Here is a 24,494-nt window from a genome sequence, read left to right on the forward strand (position 1 = left end):
AAATGACCCGTTCAGATAGGTCTAGATTAAGAACCTAGACCGACAGCTATACTAACTATAGGGGTCTACCAAATGTTTTGGCGTCAATTCGTCGATTAATGGATCAAATTTAGAGGCAAACTGCTCTTGCCACAACTTTCTTTGCTTCATCGCTCTGATATTTGATTTCGCCAAAGGGTCTAAATGAAAGCTAATTCTATCTTCCGGTAAATTTAAAAAGCTCTCTACTTCTCGATTGACGACTTCAGGGTTTTCCTTCCATTCTTCAAATTTTAATATGTAGACTGGAACAGTCATATATTTTTCTATACATTGCTGCCAATTATCTAGCCAATCAATTAACTGAACATAGGTAACTTCCAAAAATACTCGAAGGGCTTCAAATGGAGGCAGTTGATAAAAGTTTTTAGGTATTCCTGCCAACTCGATAATTAGTTCCGTGTTAGCGTTACATGGCTGGTTCAATTTTTCATAATGTTCGTACCACATTGCGATTATCGAATCTTTGGGTCGGCGCACCGAGAAAATAAACCGATCTGCAAAGTGATTAATAATATCAATGTTAGTCTTACTCGGTAAAAAGTGGTCGCAAGTAAACCCTCCAGTTTCTTGAATTTTTATAAGCTCATGAGGTGAAATATTAAACTCATAAGGGTTAAAATTTAAAACCGAACGAGTGTTAGTCTGTGAGTGAATTAGACCTTCTTGAAACACGGTTAATAGCCAACGTGAAGCCGATCGGTGCATTGAATTACAAATTAACAATTGTGAAGAAGGCATTAGGTCTTCAACTAAAAATACTTGGTCTTTAAGAGGGAAATATATGAATATTTTTTCCGCAGGAAAGCCTTTGTCACAAAGCTGTTGAAACATTGCCTTATAACTTGAAAATGAGCAAATAATAACATGGTCAAGTTGCTGAAGAATGTCATCGGTTGGTAACTGAATGGAAACATCATCAGCGACATTTTTACCTGTATTAAAATAAAAGTTATCGAGTATGTATCTAGGTTTCGGACGCTGAGACTTCAGGTACTGTTGACTTATATCGTTGTTGCCAAATAAAGCGAACATAGCTTTACTGTCTCCATAATTTACTATGAATAATTGAGTAATTATTTGGTGCTAACTCTTTTTGGTCGCTGTCCACGCTCGAGTTAGATAATGTGCGATTATCTCTTCGTCTTCAGCAAAGAAATTTTCTAAAAACGCGATGAAAGCAGAAAACTTCTCAGGGCCTAGTTGAGCTTGTAGATCGTTAACAGACAGCCATGCACCAATATAGCGTTGTTTTGACATAACAATTGTGTGTTGTTTTTCTATAAAGTTGACGTCACTAAAATAAGGGCATTGCTTTAACATCACTGTTAGGTTGTCAGTGATTCCTGAACGGCCAGAAGACACTCGTTTTACGTCTGGTTTTAGCTCATTAAGCTTATCTTCTACGGTAACTAATTTAGGAGACTCTTTTATTAGCCTAGGATTCCAAAGTGCAGTAAATTTCCCACCTGTGTCTAAGATGCGGTGAAACTCCTTGGTTGCTGTTTCAAAATCAGCCCAATGAAAAGAAGACGCCATAGTTACCCAATCTAATGAGCCATCAGCTAACCCTGTTTGCTCAGCACTTCCGGCTAGCCATCGAACATTAGTGTTAATTGAGTCTTGTATACCTCGTTCACGCATATCTGTATTTGGTTCAACGGCTGTCACTAATGCGTTAGAGCTGGAAGCTAACATCCGTGACCAGATACCTGTTCCTGCTCCGATATCAGCGATTCGAAGTGTTTCTTTAGGTTTGTTGAAACTGGCAAGAATTTGTTCTAATACCTCTTCGCTGTAATTCGGGCGGTATTTACTATAATTGTCGGCCAAGCCTGTAAATTCACCTTGTTTAATCGCCAAAGTCATAAAAATAACACCTATTCTATTTGAATTTCGCAAACCATATGTTGGTAATATAAGGTACTTCTATTTCTTCGTATGAAGATAAAAGCGTATCGATTTTCTCTATAATTGAAGCAAATTTATCGCCTGCTTGACGTTGCAGAGTACCATGAGAACGCCAGGCGTCAACATAGCTTTCAATCGATGTTTTATGCTGTGTATTTCCGTCCATTTTTTCAACGAATTCAAACATATTAGAGTCGTTCAAAATTGCTGTTTGATCTGCGCGTCTATCGCCGTAGTTGTATTCTGGGATGTAAGAAGAAATTAGTTGCTCGACTTTACTTTGAGTAGGGTCATCAAGATCTCTATGATTCCACATACAAACAAAGTGCCCACCAGATTTAGAAATTCTATCGGCTTCAGTTAATGCTAATGCTTTATCAACTACATTAAATGAAGAGCCAAAAAAAACAGCACTAACGGAGCCTTGAGCTATTCCCGTATCTTCTGCTGTTCCTTTTAACCATTTTACGTTTTTATCCTTAGTGTTTTCGATTCCTATTACTCTCATATTGTCACAAGGCTCAACTGAAATTACTTGTAAGCCATGATTCAACAATTCTTTGGTAAGTTTGCCTGTTCCAGCACCAATATCAGCAACGACATCTCCCTTTTGTAAATTAAGGTCTTTTAATAGCTTTGTTATTGTCTCACTCGCGTAATCAGCTCTTTTGTCGTAACTCGCAGCAAGTTCTGAGTAGTCCCAGGTAACGTAAGGTAAATTCATAATTGTTCCTTTATTGGTAACTAATGGCATCAATTTCAATGCGATCTAGAGGAATGTTTAAGTTAATCATTAAGTTAATAATTTCAGCATAGTAACTAGAGGCAATTATTATTTTTAGCTCGGGCGAATTGTACACGGAGCTTAACTCCGCAATGGCGTAAACCGGTTTATCTTCGATTTTTTTGATTTTTGGCTTATCACTTTCAATGAACCCCATGAAAGAAGATAGCTCCTTTTCTGTTAGTGCCTTTAGTACACTTTTCCCTGCAACGCCTGTGCCGTAAATATAGAGGGAGGTCATATCACTTTAACCCCTGAGTGTAATGTGCCGCTCGTTGCAAAAGCATAATTAAGCTGCTGATTAAATAGATTATTTCTTAACTCATTTATTTGTTTTGCCAAATTAGTGGAGTTTGTCCCTATGTCTTTGTTTTTTAGTAATATTTCAGCGGCAATTTCTTCAAATTTATAGGGTTCTAATATTTGCTCTTTTGTAAAGTGACGCTGGGCATTAGATTCACTATTGAAGTCGTAGTCCCACTCTGTAATTAAGTTTTTTACTAGGTACTCCAACCGGCTTTTATCATAGTCAGATAGAATGTCCGTATGCTTTTTACTCGTTACTATGTTGTTGAAACCTGAAATATTCTGTCTGTTTGCGACGTTATGCCATTGTAGTCCTGAAAATGAGCTTGAGCCAAGTGCTTGGTTATATTTAATGCCTAGCCAAGAGCATACTCGGGTAAGTGTTTCCTGGGGCTTGCTGTGAATGTCCTCCAACTTTACTAGCCTATAGCCTTCAGGGTAAAAGCGAATATGTGGCTTAGCAAACGTTAGCATGCCACCAAATCCTTTACCCAAAATATTACTATTGAAAGAGTGTTCGTCGAAATGAGAGGCAATAATTGAAGCAAAAGCTTGAATCGGATTTCTAATAATTTGTAAAAATTTTACTTCAGGAAACAGTGATTTAAATTTAAGTTGGGCAGACAGTGAACAACTATGATGTTGGTAAGCGATATATAGTGGTTTGTCACTAACAACGAGCTTTAATGTTTTATACCAAGCGGCATGTAGCGCGATAAAAAATCGTTTTAAAGATGGTTGGTTTTGGTCTAATTCGCTTAAATAGAATAGTAAATTTTTTTTGAGGCTGTCCAAATTTACTTTTAATACCTGTTTTTTATCTGCTCCCATGTTGGCTAAACCGGTCGAACCAACAAAATTCTCATTGGCGAAAGGGGTGGTTCCTGAACAAGAGGGGTCTGCAATACCACTGTAGTCGTGAATAAATGTGTCGACTAGCTTTTGGTCTGTATTTTCGTTACCTAGCGATTCTTGCCAATAACGAAAAAAAGCGATCAGAAAAGGCGGGATTGTAAGTAAATCAGGATGGCCATCAAGTAAGCTTGAAAGGAAAAACGAACCACTTCTGTTGTACTGATAAATCGAAATTAAGTTGATATTGTTTAATGCAGAGATGTTCAAGCAGACAGCTCCGTATGCAAATCTTTCATCAAAATATGGCCAATGATAAGTTGCATATCCTCAGATATTTGCATATCGTCAAGGTTACAATGAATGGCAATATCCACCATACTTTTTAGTTTTCCACCGTCGTACCCTAAAATACCGCACGTGGTCATATTAAGTGATTTAGCTGTGTTTACGGCCTCAACGATATTTCCTGAATTACCGCTACCGGATAGTACTATTAACAAGTCACCTTCTTTGGCTTTGTTTACCAGTTGTTTAGAAAATATATTTTGATAACCCGTATCGTTAGCTAAACAGGTAGTAACAGCTTCATTTGCCGCGAGAGACTCAACGTTAAAAGCTCTGCCGTTAGGGTTAACACCGTAAGACAAATCATTTGCGATATGAGCGGCATTGGCAGCACTGCCCCCGTTACCACAGATAAAGACTTGTCGTTTATTTTGCCAAACAGTTAGCAACGACTTAAACAACCTATCAATGGCATCAGTATCTAAATCATTAATCGTGGCGATCAATTGCGTTTTATATGTGTTAGCACAACTTGATGTCATGTGTTTACCTGTAGGTTTTTGCAATAAGTCATATTTTTGACGAACGATGTATTTTTGAGTCTAAAAGTAACTACTAAGCGAAATGCTTGCCAAAAATAAAATTGCTGACAAGCCAGTTATCTCGCTAAAAATATGATTTAATGTTTTTATAATAAGAAAATGCACTGTTCGGCATATTACTTGAATGCTTTGAACAATCTCAAGAATTAATGTGAAGTTTATGACGCATATCGAAAATTTATACCGTCAATTAAAATTAATTCGCCAGTTAGAGCTTAAAACGGCGGAAATATATCCTAGTGACAAAATCAAGAGCCCGATTCATTTATCGCTAGGGCAAGAGTTTGTCAGCGTTGCTTTTTGTCAGGCACTTCAAGAAAAAGACTATGTTGCTGCAACTTATCGAGGTCATGCTGCTTACCTAGCTAAAGGTGGTAGTCCGGAGAAGCTCATTGCTGAAATGTATGGTAAAGAAACTGGCTGCGCGAAAGGTCGCGGTGGCTCTATGCATCTTATTGGTAATGAAGTAAATGTTATTGGTACCTCTGCTGTGGTTGGTACAGGCGTTCCTGTTGCCACGGGTTATGCCTTAAGCCAAAAATATCAAAAGACTAATCAAGTCGTTCTTTGCTTTCTTGGCGATGGAGCAACAGAAGAAGGTTGCTTTTATGAAAGTTTAAACTTTGCCGGGCTGCATAAACTTCCCATTGTTTTTGTTGTAGAAAATAATGGTCTTGCCATACATGAACCCATTCACAAACGTTGGGCTGATCCTAATCTACTTAATCGAGTTGCGGGCTTTGGCTTGAATGTGCAGCGCCATGGTGATGGTGATATCGAGTCATTGCATCAATTAGCTGAGCAAACAATTGCAAGTGTGCGCAATGGCGAAGGCCCTACATTAATTGAAGTTGATTGCTATCGCTGGTATCAACATGTTGGTCCAAATACAGATTTTGAACAAGGTTATCGCGAAGAAACACAAGCTCAAAAATGGTTTGATTCAGATCCGTTAAATGTTTTAGCGGCAAAAATTTCACCTGAGACCAAGCAACACATTGATAGCGAAGTTGAGCAGCAAGTTGTCGCGGCATTTACCTTTGCTGAAAACAGCGATTTTCCGAGTGTCGACGAACTACATGGCTATGTTCTATGTGAGAATGTCGAAAGCATTGAGCCAGTGCAAGCGGATACCTCGAACTCTGCGACAACACTGACCTACGCACAAGCACTATGGCAAGGGCAACGCCAAGCACTAATTAATGACCCATTGGCTTTCATGATGGGTTTAGACATAGATGATCATTTAGGTATTCAAGGGACAACCAAAGGGCTGGTGGAAGAGTTTGGGGCTCATCGCGTATTTACAACGCCACTTTCTGAAGATGCAATGACAGGTGTCGCCATCGGTGCGGCAATGTCTGGATTAAAGCCTATCCACATTCATATTCGCATGGATTTTCTGTTGTTGTGTATGAATCAGCTAGTCAATATCGCGGCAAAAGCTCACTACATGTATGGCGGTGAAGCACAAGTACCACTAATTGTACGCTGCATTATTGGTAAGTCTTGGGGGCAGGGGGCACAGCACTCGCAAGCTCTTCACAGTTTGTTTATGCACATCCCTGGTCTAAAAGTGGTGGCTCCGTCTAATGCTTATGACGCAAAAGGTTTAATGCTAGCGGCGATGCAAGATAACAACCCCGTTATTTTTATGGAGCATCGCTTGTTATTTAATACCGAGGCAGAAGTGCCAGAAGGCAATTATTTAGTAGAGCTCGGCAAAAGCAAAGTCGTGCGTAAAGGCGATGATGTCACCATAGTGGCTATCTCTAACATGGTGCATGAAGCTCTGCGCGCAGCAGAGCTATTGGAGCGAGAAGGTATTTCAGCTTGTGTTATAGACCCTGTTACTTTATCGCCTTTGGATATGAAACCTATTATTGAAAGCGCCCAGCAAACGGGTAGGTTGCTTGTTGCTGATAATGCGTGGCTTAACTGCGGCGCATCGGCTGAAATTATTACGCGTGCGTGCGAAGAAATTCAGGAAAATAGCGATAAAGCATTAAAAGTAAAACGCGTTGGTTTTGCGCAAACTACTTGTCCAACAACGCCGAGTTTGGAAGATGGTTTTTATACTAACCCCATTGATATTGCCAAAGCCGCTATGTCACTTGTGGATAAAGATAAATCGCTAAATTGGCAACCGAATGCCAAAGAAGCACAGTTGGTGTACCAAATGACCTTTAAAGGGCCATTTTAATGGATGCGATTGTCGTTAATCCCGGAGGGCGAGAACGAATTTACCAAGATTTAGGTAAAGAGCTAACCGCCATCGAACCGCCTATGTGGGCTCGTTTAATTACTGGGTATCTGCTTGATAGAAAATGGCAAATAGACATCTTAGATACAGAAGCATTGAATATGACAGCTGTTAATGCAGTTGCACATATTAGAGAACAAGCTCCTACCTTAGTTATTATCGTGGCTTTTGGTCATCAACCTTCTGCGTCTACGCAAACCATGATGGCGGCACGAGAGCTAGCACAAGCATTAAAAAACAGTGATTGCCAGTCTAAAGTGTTAATTGTGGGCGGGCATGTCGCTGCGCTTCCCGAAAGAACCTTGTTAGAAGAGCCTGTTGATTATATTTGCCAAGGTGAAGGCCCTGAAACTTGCCATCAATTACTTACCGCTTTAATTGATAATAAACCATTACATACTGTGGCGGGGCTGGGCTGGCAAGACGATTTAGGTAAAGTGCACCTAAATGACAATCCGCCGTTAATTTTAGATATAGATAAAGAGTTACATGGCAACGTTTGGCACTTACTGCCAATGGAAAACTACCGTGCACACAATTGGCATTGTTTTGGTGATATGCAATCACGTATGCCTTATGCTTCTATTTACACTACGCTAGGGTGTCCCTACAAATGTGTGTTTTGTTGTATCAACGCGCCTTTTCATGAGCAAAATTATCGGTGCCGCAGCCCAGAGGCAGTGGTGGCTGAGATTGATCACTTATTTCATCAATATAATGTCAAAACATTTAAAATTGTTGATGAAATGTTTGTATTGAAGAAAAATCATTACTTAAAAATTTGTCAGTTACTTGCCGATAAACCTTATGCTAGTGAGCTTAACATTTGGGCTTATGCCAGAGTTGATACCGTTAGAAAAAAACAGCTTGAATTAATGCGAAGTGCAGGTATTAAATGGCTCGCGCTAGGCATTGAATCTGCAGACGATAGCGTGCGAGACGGCGCGAAAAAGTCACTTAAACAACAAGCCATTATAGATATTGTACGTGATATCCAATCGGCAGATATAAACGTTATTGGTAACTTTATCTTTGGCCTACCGAAAGATTCACAATCGAGTATGCAGGCGACTTTAGACCTAGCATTAGAGCTTAACTGTGAATTTGCCAACTTCTATTCTGCTATGGCTTACCCTGGTTCTCCGCTTTATCAACACGCGTTAACTGCCGAGCAGCAATTACCAGAAGATTGGGATGGCTACTCTCAGCATAGTTACCATTGCTTACCACTATCGACAGAACACTTAACCTCTGCACAGGTTCTCGCTTTTAGAGATGAAGCTTTTCATCTTTACTTCGAAAATGAACATTACCTTTCGTACCTAGAGAAGCGTTTTGATAAAGAAACTCGTTTGCATGTAGAGGATATGAGTAAGGCCAGATTAAAACGTCATATTGTCGAGCTAGCTGATGGAGAAGGCTCATGATCAAAACGCCTGTGATAGTTTTAGCTGGCGGATTAGGCACTAGATTACGTGCTAGCGTACCTGACTTACCTAAAGTCTTAGCGCCTATTGCCGACAAACCTTTTATAGAAGTTTTGCTTGTTTGGTTGGAAAAACAAGGTGTTGAGCAGGTTGTTTTTTCCTTGGGCTACCAAGCAGAGTTAGTGATTAAGCATTTAAGTGAGATTTCTAACAACTATGCGCTGAAGATTGATTTTGTCGTTGAGCCTAAGCCGATAGGAACACTAGGTGGCGTCAGTTTAGCCTTAACAAGGTTTAACCTAACCGAGGCAATCGTTGTAAATGGCGATACGTGGGTTGACGTTGACCTGGTAAATTTTGAACAGGCCAGCAAACAAGAAGACATTGGCTTAGTGTCTCATCAGGTGGCAGATGTTTCTCGATATGGGGCATTGGAGTTAAACCAACATGGCTACGTGCAACGCTTTTGCGAAAAGCCGAGTGTTGACAGCTTTCAAGAGAGTTTCAAAGAAAATAGCACGGGTATTATTAACGCTGGTGTTTATTACTTTAGCCAAGACGCAGTTGCTACTGTTAAGTCTCTTGAACACGGTAGTTTGGAGGAAAGGGTTCTCGCTAGTGGTTTGCTTAAAATAAAGTCTTTTCCTTCTTCTGGCAGAGGCTTTATTGATATAGGTACAGCTGACAGTTACGCACTAGCACCCGAAGTTTTGAAAGAGTATTTATTATGATTATTTCTCGCACGCCATTTCGCGTGTCGTTGTTCGGCGGTGGTACTGACTACCCCGGTTGGTATCAAGAGCATGGTGGTGCGGTAATTGGAACCGCCATTAATAAATACTGCTATATAACGGTGCGAAATCTACCGCCTTTTTTTGAGCACAAACATCGCATTGTCTATTCAAAGGTAGAGCTGCCTAACGAGCTTAGTGAGATTGAACACCCTTCAGTTCGGGCTGTTTTAAGCGAAATGGCACAAGAGACAGGCGTAGAAGTTCAACATCAAGCTGACTTACCTGCGCGTTCAGGGTTGGGTTCTAGCTCATCATTTACCGTTGGCTTACTGAATGCTGTTAAAGCGCTCCGCGGTCAAACATGCTCACCCGATTGGCTCACCCACGAGGCTATTCGCATTGAACAACAGGTAATTCGTGAAAACGTAGGCTCGCAAGATCAATGTTGGGCAGCTCATGGTGGCACTAACTTCATTGAGTTTACGCCTCAGGGAAAAATACATGTCACACCGTTAATGTTGTCTAAAGACACCAGAGAATATCTCGATAGCCATATGATGCTTTTCTTCACCGGATTAAGCCGTATTGCTAGCAATATTGCTGGTAAGAAAATAGCGAACCTTGCGGAAAAACATCATCAATTAGAGGTGATGCAGCGCATGGCTTACCAAGCCAAAGATATTTTGCAAAGCCAGCATGTTGATATGAAAGATCTTGGCGATATGTTGCAGGAAGCATGGCTGTTGAAAAAGCAATTGGCCGATAATGTGACTACGCCTGAAGTAGACGATATTTACCAACAAGCGATGCAAGCTGGCGCTTATGGTGGAAAGTTGTTAGGTGCTGGCGGTGGTGGCTTTTTAATGTTTTTAGCACCCCCTGAAAAGCACAAAGCCATCAAAGATAAGTTGAGTCACTTAATTCATGTTGATGTAAAAATTGATGCCTGTGGCTCGAAAATTGTGATGTATGAACCTAACGGTTTTTAATGAGTTTCAATTAATTATTGTGGACTGCCAAAGAAATGACGGGTATCCGTCAAAATTTTGTTGAATTAAATTTTACTCTCGTTAGAATCGTAATCAGATAAATATAAGCCATGGGTTTATCAAAGAATTATGCATGATCATAAACATATTCTTGTAGTTGATAATAATAATGAACGCCAGCAACAGATAGCCACTGTATTGTCATTTATTGGCGAGCACTATCAGTTGTGCAGCTCAAATGAGCTAGGTGATCAAGCGGCAGTTGAGTCGCCATTATTAACGATCGTGCTATGTGGTGAGCTTGAAGAAAAGCTTATCGACTTTGTTAAAAAGAACCCTGCTTGTCCCTTCTTATTACACGACGTTGTTGATGCCAGTGCATTAGACCATTGCGCCAATGTTATTGGTGAGCTAACTACACCACTAAATTATGCACAGTTAACTGAAATGGTGCATCACTGCCACCAGTATCAGAACAAGCTGCCGCACGGTAAAGCACGTGGTCAAGGTAACAAAGCCCTGTTTCGTTCATTGGTAGGTATTAGTGAACCTATGCAGCAAGTGCGCTTTTTGATTGAACAAGTGGCCTCAACTCAAGCCAATGTCCTTATTCTTGGTGAATCCGGTACAGGTAAAGAAGTAGTAGCGCGCAATATTCATGATTTAAGTGCTCGCGCTAAAGCGCCTTTTGTGCCTGTTAACTGTGGTGCGATCCCACCTGATCTTTTAGAAAGTGAGCTTTTTGGTCACGAAAAAGGCGCGTTTACTGGCGCGATTTCAACTCGTAAAGGGCGCTTTGAGCTAGCGGAGGGCGGTACGCTATTTCTAGATGAAATCGGTGATATGCCTCATCCGATGCAGGTAAAGTTGCTTCGCGTTTTACAAGAACGAACGTTTGAGCGTGTTGGTGGTGCGAAAAGCATCAAAGCAGATGTTCGGGTTATTGCCGCGACTCATCAAAACCTTGAAGAGATGATCAAAACTAACGATTTTCGTGAAGATTTGTATTATCGCTTAAATGTATTTCCTATTGAAACGCCGTCATTAAGAGAGCGCCAGGAAGATATTCCACTATTACTTCAAGAGCTGATCTCGCGCTTTGAAGCGGACCAAGGTCAGTCGGTGCGCTTTACTGAACAGGCTATTGCTTCATTACAAGAACACCCGTGGTCAGGCAATGTGCGTGAATTGTCTAACTTGATCGAACGTATGATCATTATGTTTGGCGAGCAAGTTGTAGACGTTGCTGAGTTACCTAAGAAGTATCAACATATTGACGTAGAAGCGTACAGCCCTGAATATCCAGAAGAGCTGCAAGAGCGAGAGGCGATTAATGAGCTTTTCGCAGGCTTTGATTACGAAGAAGACGACGATGACAGCTTCTCTGCGGGTTTTGAAGAAGAAAGCACCGACGATCCAAATGTTCTTCCTGATGAAGGTGTTAACTTAAAAGAATTCTTAGCTGATCTTGAAGTATCGCTGATCACTCAAGCATTAGAGCGCCATGACTGGGTCGTTGCTAGAGCTGCTGAACTATTGGGTATGCGACGCACTACGTTAGTAGAAAAGATGCGTAAATACCAACTTCAAAAAACTGACTGATCGTTTTAAAAGGATCGGATCCTAGCAGCCAATTAATTGACTTACCTTTCTAGGTTGCTGAAAATAAAAGAAAAATATACTTGGCACAATTAATGCAAAACTCGAATGTAATATTTAATTCAAGTGGTGCATTATGGCTGTTGCGTTATCAGAACAATCAAGCTCTCAATCCATGTTTCATCAGGGAGTCTTTCCCTTTATTGAACAGATGGGGGGGCAAGGTAAAGCTGAGTTAGCTCAAGAATCCTATCAAGGAGAGCTGCAGTTACTTCGCCAACAATCTAGCCAATTAGAAATGCTCATCGATGTGATGCCAACAGGTATGATCATGCTTGATGGCGATGGCATTGTGGTAAAGATAAACCAAATTGCCAGTAAGCTACTTGAAGAACCAATTTTAGGCCACCCTTGGTTTGATGTTATTCGCCGTTCGTTTAAGCCAAGAGCAGACGACTGGCACGAAGTCTCACTAAAAGATGGTCGAAGAGTTAAGCTAGAAATTACCGCACTAGTTGACCAACCGGGTCAGCTCATTATGATCACCGATCTTACCGAAACGCGTTTACTGCAAGACAAACTTAGCCAGCTACAACGTTTATCTTCGTTAGGACAAATGGTCTCTAAACTTGCTCACCAAGTGAGGACGCCATTATCTGCGGCAATTTTATACGGCGCCAATTTAAAAAATGACAAATTAGATAATCAGGCCAGAGACGCATTCCAAGACAAGTTGATGTCTCGTCTTCACGACTTGGAACAAACCGTTAACGATATGTTGTTGTTTGCCAAAAGTGGTCAGCAGCAAGTTGTTACGCCTTTATCGGTTAATGAAATTGTTGAAGACTCTACCCAAGGCTTAGAAGCGCTTATCGAGCAAGCTGGTGCCGAGGTTAATCTTAATTTATGCCAAGACGATTGTCAGATCCTTGGCAATAAAACAGCACTAACAGGTGCTATTCAAAATTTAATTCATAACGCCTTAGAAGTAATACCTGAGCAAGCAGTCATTGATATTTCATGTTATTGCCAAAATGACAAAGCCATTATTAGCGTCAAAGATAATGGTCCAGGTATCGACACAGATACAGCGAAGAAAATATTCGAACCTTTCTTTACTTCTCGTGCAAAAGGAACTGGGCTAGGTTTAGCGGTAGTTAAATCAGTGGCTAATGCACATCAAGGGGAAATCCATTTGTTAAATGCATCGGATAACTCTGAAGCTAAAGGCGCTCATTTTTGTTTTTCACTTCCCTTGCTCAATGGCTATAACAATAGCAATGGAAATGAACAAGCGACTCAGTTAAACGCACAGGAGAATACCTATGACACAAAATAGCATTTTAGTGGTAGAGGATGATACCGGATTGCGTGAAGCCTTAGTTGATACTTTGCAACTGGCAGGGCATCAATGTATAGAAGCTGATTCTGGAGAAACGGCTTTAATTCAGCTAAAAGAACACAAAGTTGACTTAGTTGTTAGTGACGTGCAAATGGGCGGTATGTCAGGTTTAAATTTACTTAAATCAATCAAGACAAGTTACCCGAAAATGCCAGTGCTGATGATGACAGCATACGGAACGATTGATGACGCAGTACAAGCGATGAAAGATGGCGCTAGTAACTATATGGCAAAACCCTTTGCGCCAGAAGTATTATTAAATATGGTTAATCAATACATGCCGGTACAAAAACAAGATGTATTTGAGCCTGTGGTGGCAGATGCACAGAGTTTAGACTTATTGCGTTTGGCACAAAAAGTCGCCACAACAGAAGCGTCGGTCATGGTTTTAGGGCCTAGCGGGTCGGGTAAAGAAGTATTGGCGCAGTATATTCATAGCCAATCTGCGCGTGCAGACAAGCCTTTTGTTGCGATTAACTGTGCGGCTATTCCTGAAAATATGCTGGAAGCGACTTTATTTGGTTATGAAAAAGGCGCTTTTACGGGGGCGATCCAAGCATGCCCTGGTAAGTTTGAGCAAGCCCAAGGCGGCACCATATTACTCGATGAAATTACTGAAATGGATTTAGGCTTGCAGGCTAAAATTTTACGGGTTCTGCAAGAGCGCGAAGTTGAACGCCTTGCTGGTCGTAAAACCATTAAGTTAGACGTTCGTGTTATCGCCACAAGTAATAGAGATTTAAAAGACGCTGTAGCTGACGGCGTATTTCGTGAAGATTTATATTATCGACTTAATGTATTCCCATTAACTTGGTTACCACTAGCACAACGACGTGACGATATTGTGCCATTGGCACAGCATTTAATCGAAAGAGTATGCACTAAGCAACAGCAGTTAGTACCAGAGTTTACCGCGAGTGCGCGCAGTAAAATGCTCGCTTATGATTGGCCAGGTAATGTTCGTGAGTTAGACAATATTATGCAGCGAGCGCTTATTTTACATGGTGACGGTAAAATTGACGCGGGTGATCTTCTCATTGAAAACTTTGATACAGCTATTGTTACGCAACCCGCTACAGAAGAGCGCAGCGAAGACAAATTAGGAAGCGAATTAAAGCTACAAGAACATCAAATTATTCTAGATACCTTAATTGCTTGTCACGGCAGCCGCAAAGATGTTGCTGAACGATTAGGGATAAGCCCAAGAACCCTACGTTACAAAATCGCCAAAATGCGTGACTCAGGTATCGAAATTCCCGCGTAGTCTTTACTATTTGCTTTAATAGTTACCACTAAGTGCTGCCAGCTCTGTTTTGTTCCACACAGAGCTGGCGGCTACTTTTTATACTGCTTTACGTCTAGTCGATAAATTGACAACGTGAAATCACTTCCATATTCCTATTATTTTTAATTTAAATCAGTGTCTTAAGTTGGATTTTCTTTTTGGCACTAAGGTTGCATTAACACTTAATAACAATTGATTTCAAATTATTGACACAAGTGAGACAACCATGGATATCAAAGGCAATTCTCTGTATAGCCAAATGCAAAGTATGCAACTTGAGGCTATGGGTAATCGTACCAACAAAATCGCAAACTTAGAGGGCCTTGAGCAAGTTACTGCGCCTTCTCAAACTAACTCTACTTCTGGAGATTTTGCGAGTTTACTAAAACAAGCTGTTGATAAAGTGAATGATGTGCAATCTGAAGCTGGCGAAATGCGTACCCGATTTGAAATGGGTGACCGCAGCGTTTCGTTGGCCGACACCATGATTACGGCTTCTAAAGCCAGTATCGCTTTTGAAGCGACGGTAGAAGTTAGAAACAAGTTTGTCGAAGCGTACAAAGAAATCATGAGCATGCCAGTTTAATCGGCACAGTTACCAGAATAGCGCAATAACAAGTAGTAAAGCGGAGAAACGTCAGTGGCAGATACAACAAACACAGCACTAGCAACAGCAGACGGTGGTTCAGATCTAGTCGCATCTGACAATAAATCAGATGATATTATGGAGCAGAAGTCTGGCTTTGCTGCAGCGATGGGCAATGTCGACGTACTTCGTCAACTTACTTTGATAATGGCGTTAGCGATTTGTTTGGCAATTGCTGTGTTCGTTATTATGTGGGCTAACCAGCCTGAGTACCGCTACCTTGCTAAGCTTCCAACTGATCAGTTAATTAAAACCATGGATTTTCTTGATGCCAATGGTATCAAGGACTACAAACAAGAAAATAACACTATTTCTGTACCAGCAGATCAATACCAAGACATTAAGTTATTGTTAGCAAGAGAAGGGTTAACTGACGAGCCTTCAGCTGGTGAAGAAATTATCATGCAAGACATGGGCTTTGGTGTAAGTCAGCGTTTAGAGCGAGAGCGTTTAAAGCATTCTCGTGAACAGCAGCTTGCTCGCACGATTGAAGAATTACAAACGGTAAGTCGCGCACGTGTATTATTAGCGATTCCTCGCGACAACGTGTTTGCTAAACGTGAAAAGTCACCGTCTGCTACTGTGGTACTTACGCTAAGAAAAGGTCGCTTACTTTCGGAAGAAGAAGTTGATTCAATTGTTGATATTGTTGCTTCTGCCGTACAAAGCTTAGACCCAAATCGCGTTACAGTGACGGATCAAAATGGTCGTCTTCTAAATTCGGGCTCTCAAGACTCTATCTCTTCTCGCTCTCGTAAAGAATTTGAAATCGAGCAAAAGCGCGAACAAGAATACATGGAAAAAATTGATAGCATCATGATCCCTGTGGTTGGTTTAGGCAACTATACTGCCCAGGTTGATGTTACGATGGACTTTACTAATACCGAAGAAACACAACGTCGTTTCAACCCAGATTTACCTGCTCTTCGTAGTGAAATGAAAGTTGAAGATACGTCGATTGGTGGTAGCATCGGCGGTATTCCTGGTGCATTGACCAATCAACCGCCACTAGATTCTAATATTCCTGAAAACGCGGTTGGCACAGGCCAAAAGCAATCTATGCCGAGTCGCAAGCATTCAGAGTCAACGAAAAACTTTGAACTTGATGAGTCAATCAGCTACACCAAACAACAAACGGGCGTTATTCGCAGAATCAGTGTTTCGGTGGCGTTAGACTATTTATCGTCTGCTAATGCAGAAGGTGAAACAACAACGAATCCTCGCTCTGAGCAAGAATTAGCAAATATCCGCCGATTATTACAAGGCAGTATCGGCTTTAATATTCAACGTGGTGACACATTAGAAGTTGTGACCTTACCGTTTTCACGCATGGAAATGGAAGAAGCTGAATTATTGCCTTTTTATCAAGAAGCATGGTTCTTCAAAATTTTGAAACTTTCTATGGGTGCTTTAGTTATTATCATCTTGATACTAGCTGTAGTTCGTCCAATGCTGAAACGCTTAATTTACCCTGAGCAAGAGCCGCAAGATTATGGTGAAAAGTCTCTAGATTCACACGTTGATCTAGGTGATGAGACCATGGATATGCTAACATCAGACTTTGATGCGGGAGCGGTAGGGTTTGCTGCTGACGGTAGCTTACAATTACCTGATTTACACCGTGATGAAGACATTCTTAAGGCAGTTCGCGCATTAGTTGCTAATGAACCAGAACTGTCTTCTCAAGTAGTTAAAAGTTGGTTGAACGAAGATGAGTGATGAAACACAAGAACTAGCGCCAGTCCCAGCAGGGTTTGACGTAGACAAGTTAGATGGTGCCGAAAAAGCCGCTATTTTGTTACTGAGCTTATCGGAAGAAGATGCAGCGCAAATCCTAAAACACTTAGAGCCAAAACAAGTGCAGCAAGTGGGCATGGTAATGGCGGCAATGGAAGATTTTACTCAAGAGAAAATCACCGCCGTTCACAAGCTGTTTATCAATGAAATTCAAAACTTCAGTACCATAGGTTTCCAAAGTGAAGAGTTTGTTCGTAAAGCGTTAACAGCAGCCTTAGGTGAAGATAAAGCGGGCAACCTGATTGATCAAATCGTTATGGGTGGCGGTGCTAAAGGTTTAGATTCGTTGAAATGGATGGACTCAAAGCAAGTTGCCAACATTATTCGAAACGAGCATCCTCAAATTCAAACAATTGTATTGTCTTACTTAGAGCCTGAACAATCAGCAGAAATCTTAGGTCAGTTTGCAGAGAAAACACGCCTAGACTTAATGATGCGTATCGCTAACCTTGAGGAAGTTCAACCGGCGGCATTACAAGAGTTGAATGAAATTATGGAGAAACAATTCGCGGGTCAAGCCGGTGCGCAAGCAGCGAAAATGGGCGGCTTGAAAGCGGCAGCTGACATCATGAACTACTTAGATACCAACATTGAAGGCATGTTGATGGATTCGATTCGTGAGCACGATGAAGAAATGAGCCAACAAATCCAAGATCTGATGTTTGTATTTGAAAACTTAGCTGATGTAGACGACCGAGGCATACAGGCAATCTTGCGTGAAGTGCAACAAGACGCATTAATGAAAGCCATTAAAGGTGCTGATGATGCGCTCAAAGATAAGATCATGTCTAATATGTCTAAACGTGCTGCTGAAATGATGGCTGACGACCTAGAAGCTATGGGACCTGTCCGTATTAGTGAAGTGGAAGCTGCACAGAAAGAAATTTTATCAATTGCTCGACGCTTATCTGACGCAGGTGAAATTATGCTTGGTGGCGCAGGCGGTGGTGATGAGTTCTTATAATCTAGAGTTTAAGAGCTTTTTCAAAATATAGTTCAACAGCACACTTAATAGCAGTTAGTAGACGATGAAAAATTTTACCAATGCAAATTTGCAGAAAAAAGTAATCAAGCCCGAACAAGCTGAATCGACAGATGTTTGGTCGCTGCCGTCTGTTGAACAAGTGATCCCGGAAGACCAGCAAAAGACTAACGCCTTAGGAAAAAAGCCGACATGGCGCTATGAAGCGCCGGAAGAAGTGGAAGAAGAGGTTCAACCGCTTACGGCAGAAGAGATTGAAGAAATTCGTCAAGCGGCATATCAAGAAGGCTTTAACCAAGGCAAAGAAGAAGGATTTAGCGCAGGTTTTGATGAAGGTCAAAAAGCCGGATTTGAGGACGGAACGACTAAAGGACACGAGCAAGGACTAGCGCAAGGGCTAGAAGAAGGCCAAACACAAATAGCCGAACTTGCTAGTCAGTGGCAACAGCTCAATGAGCAGTTGTTTCAGCCGTTAAACGTGGTTGAAAACCAAGTAGAGCAAGAGTTAATCACATTAGTAGCGCAACTTACACAGGCAATTACCCACCACGAAGCAAAAACAAACCCTGATATATTATTGTCTGCCATTAGCGAGGGAATGAAAGCTTTACCGAGTAAAGAGCCGCAAACACAAATCTTACTTCATCCTGAAGACATTCAACTGGTTTCTCAGCAATTTGGCGAAGAGCATATCCAAGAGCAGGGCTGGCGTTTACTACCCGCACCTCAACTAGCACGTGGTAGTTGCCAAATAGAAAACAGTACTTCAAATATAGATCTATCAATAAAATCCCGTATTAACGATGTGTTGGAATCTTTCTTGCAACAGGCTTTACATCAATAAGCAGTAAGCCAAAGTGTCAATTTTTTGATGATAGACGTTCAACGTATAACTCAACGACTTAATAACAGCCAACAATTTGTGCACCCTCATTCATTGTCGGTTGCTGGCCGTTTAGTTCGCGTTGTCGGTTTAACGCTAGAAGCGGTTGGTGTCAAAGCCCCAGTAGGAAGCCAGTGTTTAGTTGAAACAGCACAAGGTGATCTTATCGCTGAAGTGGTTGGCTTCTCTAAAGACATTACCTTTTTAATGCCAGAGCAAAGCCTGCAAGGTGTGTTACCTGGTGCCCGCGTATTACCGTTATCGACTAAATCACGACTACCTCTGTCGATGGATTTACTCGGTCGAGTTGTTGATGGCGTGGGTAAACCACTAGACGGTTTAGGTCCTATTAAACCAGCAGAAGGTTATGTGAGAGACGCCAAGCCAATAAACCCTCTTGCTAGGCGCGCAATCAGTCAGCCTCTTGATGTGGGCGTGCGTGCAATAAATAGCTTTATTACCGTTGGCCAAGGCCAGCGAATGGGACTATTTGCTGGTTCTGGTGTCGGTAAAAGTGTGCTATTGGGTATGATGACACGCGGAACTACGGCTGACGTTATTGTTGTAGGCTTAGTAGGTGAACGTGGTCGAGAAGTTAAAGAGTTTATTGACGAGATTTTAGGTGAACAAGGGCGAGCGAGATCTGTTGTCGTCGCAGCACCTGCCGACTGTTCGCCGCTAATGCGCTTAAAAGGTTGTGAAACTGCGGTGCAAATTGCCGAATATTTTCGTGACCAAGGGCTAAATGTTTTATTACTTATCGACTCTATTACTCGTTACGCCCAGGCACAACGTGAAATTGCCCTAGCCGTTGGTGAACCACCTGCAACTAAAGGCTACCCACCTTCAGTATTTTCTAAGCTTCCTCAATTGGTGGAAAGAGCAGGTAATGGTGGTGATGGGCAAGGTTCTATTACTGCGTTCTTCACCGTTTTAACTGAAGGTGACGATTTGCAAGATCCTATCGCTGATGCGGCTAGAGCGATTCTAGATGGCCACATTGTATTGGCGCGTGAGCTCGCTGATTCGGGACATTTTCCGGCCATAGATATCGAATCGTCAATTTCTCGTGTCATGCCAATGGTTACCAGCGAAGAGCATCAAGATTTGGCGAGAAATCTCAAGCAGTTTTATTCACTTTATCAACAGAATAAAGACCTGATTTCAATTGGTGCTTATAGTAAAGGAACTGACCCGCGCATAGACCAAGCGATTCAATTGCTACCGGTAATAAATTTCTTTTTGCAGCAAAAAATGCATGATGTTGTTCCTTATGATCAAAGCTTGGCACAACTTCAGGAAATTACGGGCGCTGCACAAGCCCATGCTCAACAAGCAGCGACACAAGCTCCTCAGCAGTAGCAGGGTTAGTTAATAATGGCATCGAAACAACTTCAAACATTGTTAAAAGTAGAAACTGATAAAGAACGCTATGCGGTGGAGCAACTGCAACTTGCCGAAAAAGATTATCAGGATAACTTGTTGCGCTTAGAGAGTGTTGGCCAATTTAGATTGGAATACATGAAAAGGCTCAATGGCAGAGCATTAGAGGGCGTTGATAGTGCTACGTACAGACATTTTCACGCCTTTGTTAGCAAGCTTGATAATGCTGCCGAGCAAGTTGAGGTAGCGATTAAACAGGCTAAAGCGCTTGCTGAGCAAAAACGGGGAATGTGGATGGTTCAGCGACAAAAAGTTCAGGCGGTAGAAAAATTAATTGAAAAGCAAGAATTGCTTGCTAAAAAGAAAGCCGACCGAATGGAACAAAAAATGTTTGATGAAATTGCGACTCAGCAATTTGTCCGTCGTCAAATGAATTACTAGAACATAAATGGAACAATTTTTGCTTCGTTAACAAACGATAGCGGTTAAATGGTGAGAGTTCGGTAGTATTTTCACATTTAATTTTAGTATTTCTACCCAAAACTGTGAATAGGTGAACTATGAATAAGATAAGCGTGCTTGCAATTGATATCGCTAAAAACCCTGATACTTTAGGGGCTACATCGAATTCAGAATCTACTTACCAAGACAATACCTTTCAAGAAAAAGGCGACAAGTTTTCTTCTTTGATGGCTGAAAACAGTGAAAGTAGAAATGCTAAAGGCGGCAAACAGGAAACCGACCAGCACGGTAAACCACTGCCGTCAGACAATGTTAACGCACAAGAAAATCCGCGTAAATCAGAAACCCAGCAAGTTGTTGAAGCCGATACCAAAACAAGTCAACAACGCGATACTGAGCAAATTCAAACGCAAGAACCAGTTACAACCGATACTGATAAAACTAAGACACAACGAGTTGATAGTGACGCAGAACAACTTCTCGCCTTTATCGCTGCTTCAAGTGAAACTTCGGTTGAGCATCAAGAAACTTCAAAGAATGACAAGTTTACTCAGCCGGTAGAATCTATCCTATTTGAAGGCAAGAAATCATTTGATGGTAAAATTAGTGAGCAAGAATTAATACAGCAATCGAAAACTCAATCAGCAGACGCTGTGCTAACTGAATTATCGCAAAAAGACCAAGTTGCTGGTGAGTTGAATAAAGCAACTGGTGAAAAGGCGACTATCGAACAAGATAAACTTGGACTGAAAGGTGAAGTGACACAAGAAAAATCTGCGATAAGTTTCGTGCAAAATAGTAAGGCGCTGCAAGGAGAAAAGGGTGAAGCGCTTGCTAAGACAGATGCCTCTACAAATGAAGAACAACTAAATAAGCATCAAGTTGGGCAGCAAGGTAAAGTGGTCGAATCCTCTGAACTTAGTAAATCGTCATTGCCACTAGAAGGCGATAAAGCGGTAAAAGTAAACAGTGAAGTTGCCCAAATTCAAGCACAAACGAAGGCAGAGGCAACTGTTGTAACGAATAGTGACGGAAAAGTTGTTGAGCAAACAACTATTAAAAACCCTCAAATTATCGTTAACAACCCTGCGGTAGAGAGTTCACCGACTGAAGATTCAACTGTCGAAATTGAACATTTAGACACGCCTCCCGAGATAGTTGTAGCGAATAAAACTAAAGACAAGGGTGCCACAGACCAATTACACCAGAATGGCAATACAAACGATAAAGCTTTGGTCACTCCTACAAAAGCAAATAATGACGTTGTTCAGGTGAGTTCAGTAAATAACAAAGAACAAACCCAATCAGAAGTTCTGCAAAATCCTGTACCGGTAGCTAATGCTCGGGTAAATTCAACTCCGCTAGAGTCCCGTGTCGTCAACCAAGCAACTTCAGCTGTGGTAGATGCGCAAAGTGAGCAACTAACTAAGAGCGAGAATCAACAGCAGGCGGGACAAGACGGCGAGCAAGAAGCTGGTGAGCAATTTGCTCGACAACAGCAGCAAAGCGCAAATCAATTAAACCTTTCAGGGGTAAATAAAACCGACACTGCCGATCCGATGAGCTCAACCAGTGTACAATCTTCTTCAGCAGGGGTAGCGATTAATGCGACAACATCTGCAGAAGATAGTGCGAAAGTGAGTCAAATTCTGGCTCAAGCTAGTGACTCTATTTCTGTACAGAGTGCTAAAACGGTAGAAGCTATTACTCAAGAAACTGTGTCAATTTATCGAAAAGACTTTAGTGTTGCGGTAAAAGACAAAGTCATGGTGATGATTAATCAACAATTAAAGCAGCTCGATATTCGATTAGATCCACCTGAATTAGGAAGTATGCAAGTAAGGGTTAACTTACAGGGTGAACAAGCTGCAGTAAGCTTTGTTGTTCAAAATCCTCAAGCAAAAGACGCCCTTGAACAACACATGCAGAAATTAAGAGATATGTTGGCAGAGTCTGGCGTTGATGTTGGTGAAGCCAATATCGAGCAGCGTGATAAACAGGCACAAGCGCAAGATGAGTTTGGTGAGTCGTCAAATCAAAATGCTAACAGCGGAACCGAAGAAGAATTTTTAGATGAAGTCGTTGCTGAATCGCAGTCGAAATTGTATAAAGCTTCATCAACTGGAATTGATTACTATGCATAATGAAAGAAAAGCTTTTGAGCTTAATGAAATCAACGATATAGTTGCTACAGCAAAAATATATCTATAGGTGAGTCATGGCTGATGAAGATAAAGAGTTGGAATTAGATAACTCTGGTAAAAAGAAAAAAATGATTATCATCATAGCTGCCGTTCTAGTGTTGGCGATTGGTGGTGGTGCTGCATACTTTTTTATGTCAGGAAGTAGCAGTGAGCCTAGTGCTGAAGAAATCGATGCGGCATTAGATAGTGGCGAAGAGATGGCTGACGGCGAAGCCGCCGTTGTTGATACTGGCGCAAGTGTTGGTAGTGCTTTATATGTGCCTATGCCACGCCCATTTAGATTTAATGTTCCTGGTGCTAACCGAGATCGTTTTGTCGAGATCCGCGTTCAATTGTTGGTTCGAGGCTCAGACAACGAAGAATTTGCTAAAAAACATGTACCTTTAATTGAGAGTACCTTGTTGGCTGTATTTTCACAGTCTAATGCAGATGATTTAGCGACAAGCGCAGGAAAAACTTCGCTTAAACAACAATCGCTAACTGAAGTTCAAAAAATTATGAAAGACCTAGAAGGTACTTCAGTGGTTGAACAAGTATTATTTACTGGCTTTGTAATGCAATAGCCACAAATGACGTAGAGTAAATATTGTGAGTGACTTACTATCCCAAGACGAAATTGATGCGCTACTCCATGGCGTAGATGAAGTCGAAGAAGATGAGGTTGTCGAGGAGTTTACTGAGCAAGAAGGCTTAAGTGACTACGACTTCTCTTCTCAAGACCGTATCGTCCGTGGTCGCATGCCGACCTTGGAGATGGTAAACGAACGCTTCGCTCGTCATATGCGTATCAGTTTATTCAATATGATGCGTCGTACCGCTGAAGTGTCGATTAATGGTATTCAAATGATCAAGTTTGGTGAGTACGTTCATACCTTGTTCGTACCTACCAGTTTAAACATGGTGCGCTTTAGACCGCTTAAGGGTACTGGCTTGATTACCATGGAAGCACGACTTGTCTTTATTTTAGTGGACAACTTTTTTGGCGGTGATGGTCGTTACCACGCAAAAATTGAAGGTCGCGAATTTACTCCGACAGAGCGTCGAATTATTCAAATGTTACTTAAATTGATATTTGAAGATTACAAAGAAGCATGGTCGCCAGTAATGGATGTGTCTTTTGAATATTTAGATTCAGAAGTAAACCCTTCTATGGCGAACATTGTGAGCCCGACGGAAGTTGTGGTTATCAGTTCATTCCATATTGAACTTGATGGTGGTGGTGGTGACTTCCACGTAGCTTTGCCTTACTCAATGTTAGAGCCGATTCGTGAATTATTGGATGCGGGTGTGCAAAGTGACAAAGAAGACACTGATATGCGTTGGTCGAAAGCCCTGCGCGATGAAATACTCGACGTGCCTGTTGAGTTGTCGACTAAATTCCTAGAAGTCGACTTGCCATTATCGAAAATTATGGAGCTGGAAGCTGGCGATATCATTCCGATCGAAATGCCACCGCACATTACCGTATTAGTAGAAGATTTACCGACTTATCGAGCCAAACTTGGTAAGAGTCGTGATCATGTCGCACTACAAATTCAAGAGAAGATTAAACGCCCTGAGTCAGTGAAGAATGAATTAACTATTCTGACCAAAGGCGGAAAACGATTAGACAGTGATGCAGAGCTGCATTTACTAGAAGATGATTTAGAGTATTAA

Annotated in this window: 22 protein-coding genes; 16 read left to right on the forward strand and 6 right to left on the reverse strand. The window is 41.4% G+C overall.

What is annotated here, in order from left to right:
• Positions 1 to 51: 51 nt before the first annotated feature.
• The 6 genes from ACOB80_RS01425 to ACOB80_RS01450 are packed head-to-tail and all read right to left on the reverse strand — an operon-like array spanning position 52 to position 4,722.
• A complete protein-coding gene (locus ACOB80_RS01425; RefSeq protein ID WP_473164015.1) occupies positions 52 to 1,074 on the reverse strand; it encodes a hypothetical protein in 1,023 nt (340 codons plus the stop codon).
• 51 nt (positions 1,075 to 1,125) lie between these two features.
• Positions 1,126 to 1,908 (reverse strand): class I SAM-dependent methyltransferase, encoded by a 783-nt coding sequence (locus ACOB80_RS01430; RefSeq protein ID WP_473164016.1) that lies wholly within the window; start codon positions 1,906 to 1,908, stop codon positions 1,126 to 1,128.
• A 16-nt stretch (positions 1,909 to 1,924) separates the two neighbouring features.
• Positions 1,925 to 2,674, reverse strand: coding sequence for a class I SAM-dependent methyltransferase (locus ACOB80_RS01435; RefSeq protein WP_473164017.1), 750 nt, complete (start codon positions 2,672 to 2,674; stop codon positions 1,925 to 1,927).
• 10 nt (positions 2,675 to 2,684) lie between these two features.
• Positions 2,685 to 2,975, reverse strand: a complete 291-nt coding sequence (locus ACOB80_RS01440; RefSeq protein WP_473164018.1) for a hypothetical protein — start codon at positions 2,973 to 2,975, stop codon at positions 2,685 to 2,687.
• Entirely contained in the window at positions 2,972 to 4,162 is a 1,191-nt protein-coding gene (locus ACOB80_RS01445; protein WP_473164019.1) for a sulfotransferase, read from the reverse strand. The genes ACOB80_RS01440 and ACOB80_RS01445 overlap by 4 nt, the downstream gene beginning before the upstream one ends.
• Positions 4,159 to 4,722, reverse strand: a complete 564-nt coding sequence (locus ACOB80_RS01450) for an SIS domain-containing protein (protein WP_473164020.1) — start codon at positions 4,720 to 4,722, stop codon at positions 4,159 to 4,161. The genes ACOB80_RS01445 and ACOB80_RS01450 overlap by 4 nt, the downstream gene beginning before the upstream one ends.
• A 220-nt stretch (positions 4,723 to 4,942) precedes the next feature.
• Between ACOB80_RS01450 and ACOB80_RS01455 the strand changes: the two genes are divergently transcribed.
• The 16 genes from ACOB80_RS01455 to fliM all read left to right on the forward strand — a co-directional run bounded on the left by ACOB80_RS01455 (position 4,943) and on the right by fliM (position 24,494).
• Positions 4,943 to 6,985 (forward strand): alpha-ketoacid dehydrogenase subunit alpha/beta, encoded by a 2,043-nt coding sequence (locus ACOB80_RS01455; protein WP_473164021.1) that lies wholly within the window; start codon positions 4,943 to 4,945, stop codon positions 6,983 to 6,985.
• A complete protein-coding gene (locus tag ACOB80_RS01460) occupies positions 6,985 to 8,472 on the forward strand; it encodes a B12-binding domain-containing radical SAM protein (RefSeq protein ID WP_473164022.1) in 1,488 nt (495 codons plus the stop codon). The genes ACOB80_RS01455 and ACOB80_RS01460 overlap by 1 nt, the downstream gene beginning before the upstream one ends.
• Positions 8,469 to 9,203: a sugar phosphate nucleotidyltransferase gene (locus tag ACOB80_RS01465; protein WP_473164023.1), complete on the forward strand. Its 735-nt coding sequence runs from the start codon at positions 8,469 to 8,471 to the stop codon at positions 9,201 to 9,203. The genes ACOB80_RS01460 and ACOB80_RS01465 overlap by 4 nt, the downstream gene beginning before the upstream one ends.
• A complete protein-coding gene (locus ACOB80_RS01470) occupies positions 9,200 to 10,195 on the forward strand; it encodes a GHMP family kinase ATP-binding protein (protein ID WP_473164024.1) in 996 nt (331 codons plus the stop codon). The genes ACOB80_RS01465 and ACOB80_RS01470 overlap by 4 nt, the downstream gene beginning before the upstream one ends.
• Before the next feature lie 129 nt (positions 10,196 to 10,324).
• Positions 10,325 to 11,797, forward strand: a complete 1,473-nt coding sequence (locus ACOB80_RS01475) for a sigma-54 dependent transcriptional regulator (RefSeq protein ID WP_473164025.1) — start codon at positions 10,325 to 10,327, stop codon at positions 11,795 to 11,797.
• 172 nt (positions 11,798 to 11,969) lie between these two features.
• On the forward strand, positions 11,970 to 13,133 hold the full coding sequence (locus ACOB80_RS01480) for a sensor histidine kinase (RefSeq protein ID WP_473164774.1): 1,164 nt from the start codon (positions 11,970 to 11,972) through the stop codon (positions 13,131 to 13,133).
• Positions 13,120 to 14,460 carry a sigma-54-dependent transcriptional regulator gene (locus tag ACOB80_RS01485; protein WP_473164026.1) on the forward strand — a complete coding sequence of 447 codons (1,341 nt, stop codon included), beginning with the start codon at positions 13,120 to 13,122 and terminating at the stop codon, positions 14,458 to 14,460. Before ACOB80_RS01480 ends, ACOB80_RS01485 begins: the two co-directional genes overlap by 14 nt.
• A 247-nt stretch (positions 14,461 to 14,707) precedes the next feature.
• On the forward strand, positions 14,708 to 15,067 hold the full coding sequence (gene fliE, locus ACOB80_RS01490) for a flagellar hook-basal body complex protein FliE (RefSeq protein WP_473164027.1): 360 nt from the start codon (positions 14,708 to 14,710) through the stop codon (positions 15,065 to 15,067).
• Between the two features lie 54 nt (positions 15,068 to 15,121).
• Positions 15,122 to 16,846 carry a flagellar basal-body MS-ring/collar protein FliF gene (gene fliF / locus ACOB80_RS01495; protein WP_473164028.1) on the forward strand — a complete coding sequence of 575 codons (1,725 nt, stop codon included), beginning with the start codon at positions 15,122 to 15,124 and terminating at the stop codon, positions 16,844 to 16,846.
• A complete protein-coding gene (gene fliG, locus ACOB80_RS01500) occupies positions 16,839 to 17,888 on the forward strand; it encodes a flagellar motor switch protein FliG (RefSeq protein ID WP_473164029.1) in 1,050 nt (349 codons plus the stop codon). The genes fliF and fliG overlap by 8 nt, the downstream gene beginning before the upstream one ends.
• 64 nt (positions 17,889 to 17,952) lie before the next feature.
• Complete coding sequence (gene fliH / locus ACOB80_RS01505; RefSeq protein WP_473164030.1) at positions 17,953 to 18,750, forward strand: flagellar assembly protein FliH; 798 nt, start codon at positions 17,953 to 17,955, stop codon at positions 18,748 to 18,750.
• A gap of 27 nt (positions 18,751 to 18,777) precedes the next feature.
• Entirely contained in the window at positions 18,778 to 20,151 is a 1,374-nt protein-coding gene (gene fliI, locus ACOB80_RS01510; protein WP_473164031.1) for a flagellar protein export ATPase FliI, read from the forward strand.
• A 15-nt stretch (positions 20,152 to 20,166) separates the two neighbouring features.
• On the forward strand, positions 20,167 to 20,613 hold the full coding sequence (gene fliJ / locus ACOB80_RS01515; protein ID WP_473164032.1) for a flagellar export protein FliJ: 447 nt from the start codon (positions 20,167 to 20,169) through the stop codon (positions 20,611 to 20,613).
• A 119-nt stretch (positions 20,614 to 20,732) separates the two neighbouring features.
• A complete protein-coding gene (locus ACOB80_RS01520; RefSeq protein ID WP_473164033.1) occupies positions 20,733 to 22,778 on the forward strand; it encodes a flagellar hook-length control protein FliK in 2,046 nt (681 codons plus the stop codon).
• Between the two features lie 74 nt (positions 22,779 to 22,852).
• Complete coding sequence (gene fliL / locus ACOB80_RS01525; protein ID WP_473164034.1) at positions 22,853 to 23,401, forward strand: flagellar basal body-associated protein FliL; 549 nt, start codon at positions 22,853 to 22,855, stop codon at positions 23,399 to 23,401.
• A 25-nt stretch (positions 23,402 to 23,426) separates the two neighbouring features.
• The gene (fliM, locus tag ACOB80_RS01530) at positions 23,427 to 24,494 is read left to right on the forward strand and encodes a flagellar motor switch protein FliM (protein ID WP_473164035.1); all 1,068 of its coding nucleotides are present in this window, start codon (positions 23,427 to 23,429) and stop codon (positions 24,492 to 24,494) included.

It is taken from the genome of Thalassotalea coralli (assembly GCF_055786205.1).

Coding starts and splice junctions, on each gene's coding strand:
- ACOB80_RS01425 (WP_473164015.1), bottom strand. CDS start 1,074: ATGTTCGCTTTATTTGGCAACAACGATATAAGTCAACAGTACCTGAAG.
- ACOB80_RS01430 (WP_473164016.1), bottom strand. CDS start 1,908: ATGACTTTGGCGATTAAACAAGGTGAATTTACAGGCTTGGCCGACAAT.
- ACOB80_RS01435 (WP_473164017.1), bottom strand. CDS start 2,674: ATGAATTTACCTTACGTTACCTGGGACTACTCAGAACTTGCTGCGAGT.
- ACOB80_RS01440 (WP_473164018.1), bottom strand. CDS start 2,975: ATGACCTCCCTCTATATTTACGGCACAGGCGTTGCAGGGAAAAGTGTA.
- ACOB80_RS01450 (WP_473164020.1), bottom strand. CDS start 4,722: ATGACATCAAGTTGTGCTAACACATATAAAACGCAATTGATCGCCACG.
- ACOB80_RS01455 (WP_473164021.1), top strand. CDS start 4,943: ATGACGCATATCGAAAATTTATACCGTCAATTAAAATTAATTCGCCAG.
- ACOB80_RS01460 (WP_473164022.1), top strand. CDS start 6,985: ATGGATGCGATTGTCGTTAATCCCGGAGGGCGAGAACGAATTTACCAA.
- ACOB80_RS01465 (WP_473164023.1), top strand. CDS start 8,469: ATGATCAAAACGCCTGTGATAGTTTTAGCTGGCGGATTAGGCACTAGA.
- ACOB80_RS01470 (WP_473164024.1), top strand. CDS start 9,200: ATGATTATTTCTCGCACGCCATTTCGCGTGTCGTTGTTCGGCGGTGGT.
- ACOB80_RS01475 (WP_473164025.1), top strand. CDS start 10,325: ATGCATGATCATAAACATATTCTTGTAGTTGATAATAATAATGAACGC.
- ACOB80_RS01480 (WP_473164774.1), top strand. CDS start 11,970: ATGTTTCATCAGGGAGTCTTTCCCTTTATTGAACAGATGGGGGGGCAA.
- ACOB80_RS01485 (WP_473164026.1), top strand. CDS start 13,120: ATGACACAAAATAGCATTTTAGTGGTAGAGGATGATACCGGATTGCGT.
- fliE (WP_473164027.1), top strand. CDS start 14,708: ATGGATATCAAAGGCAATTCTCTGTATAGCCAAATGCAAAGTATGCAA.
- fliG (WP_473164029.1), top strand. CDS start 16,839: ATGAGTGATGAAACACAAGAACTAGCGCCAGTCCCAGCAGGGTTTGAC.
- fliH (WP_473164030.1), top strand. CDS start 17,953: ATGAAAAATTTTACCAATGCAAATTTGCAGAAAAAAGTAATCAAGCCC.
- fliI (WP_473164031.1), top strand. CDS start 18,778: ATGATAGACGTTCAACGTATAACTCAACGACTTAATAACAGCCAACAA.
- fliJ (WP_473164032.1), top strand. CDS start 20,167: ATGGCATCGAAACAACTTCAAACATTGTTAAAAGTAGAAACTGATAAA.
- ACOB80_RS01520 (WP_473164033.1), top strand. CDS start 20,733: ATGAATAAGATAAGCGTGCTTGCAATTGATATCGCTAAAAACCCTGAT.
- fliL (WP_473164034.1), top strand. CDS start 22,853: ATGGCTGATGAAGATAAAGAGTTGGAATTAGATAACTCTGGTAAAAAG.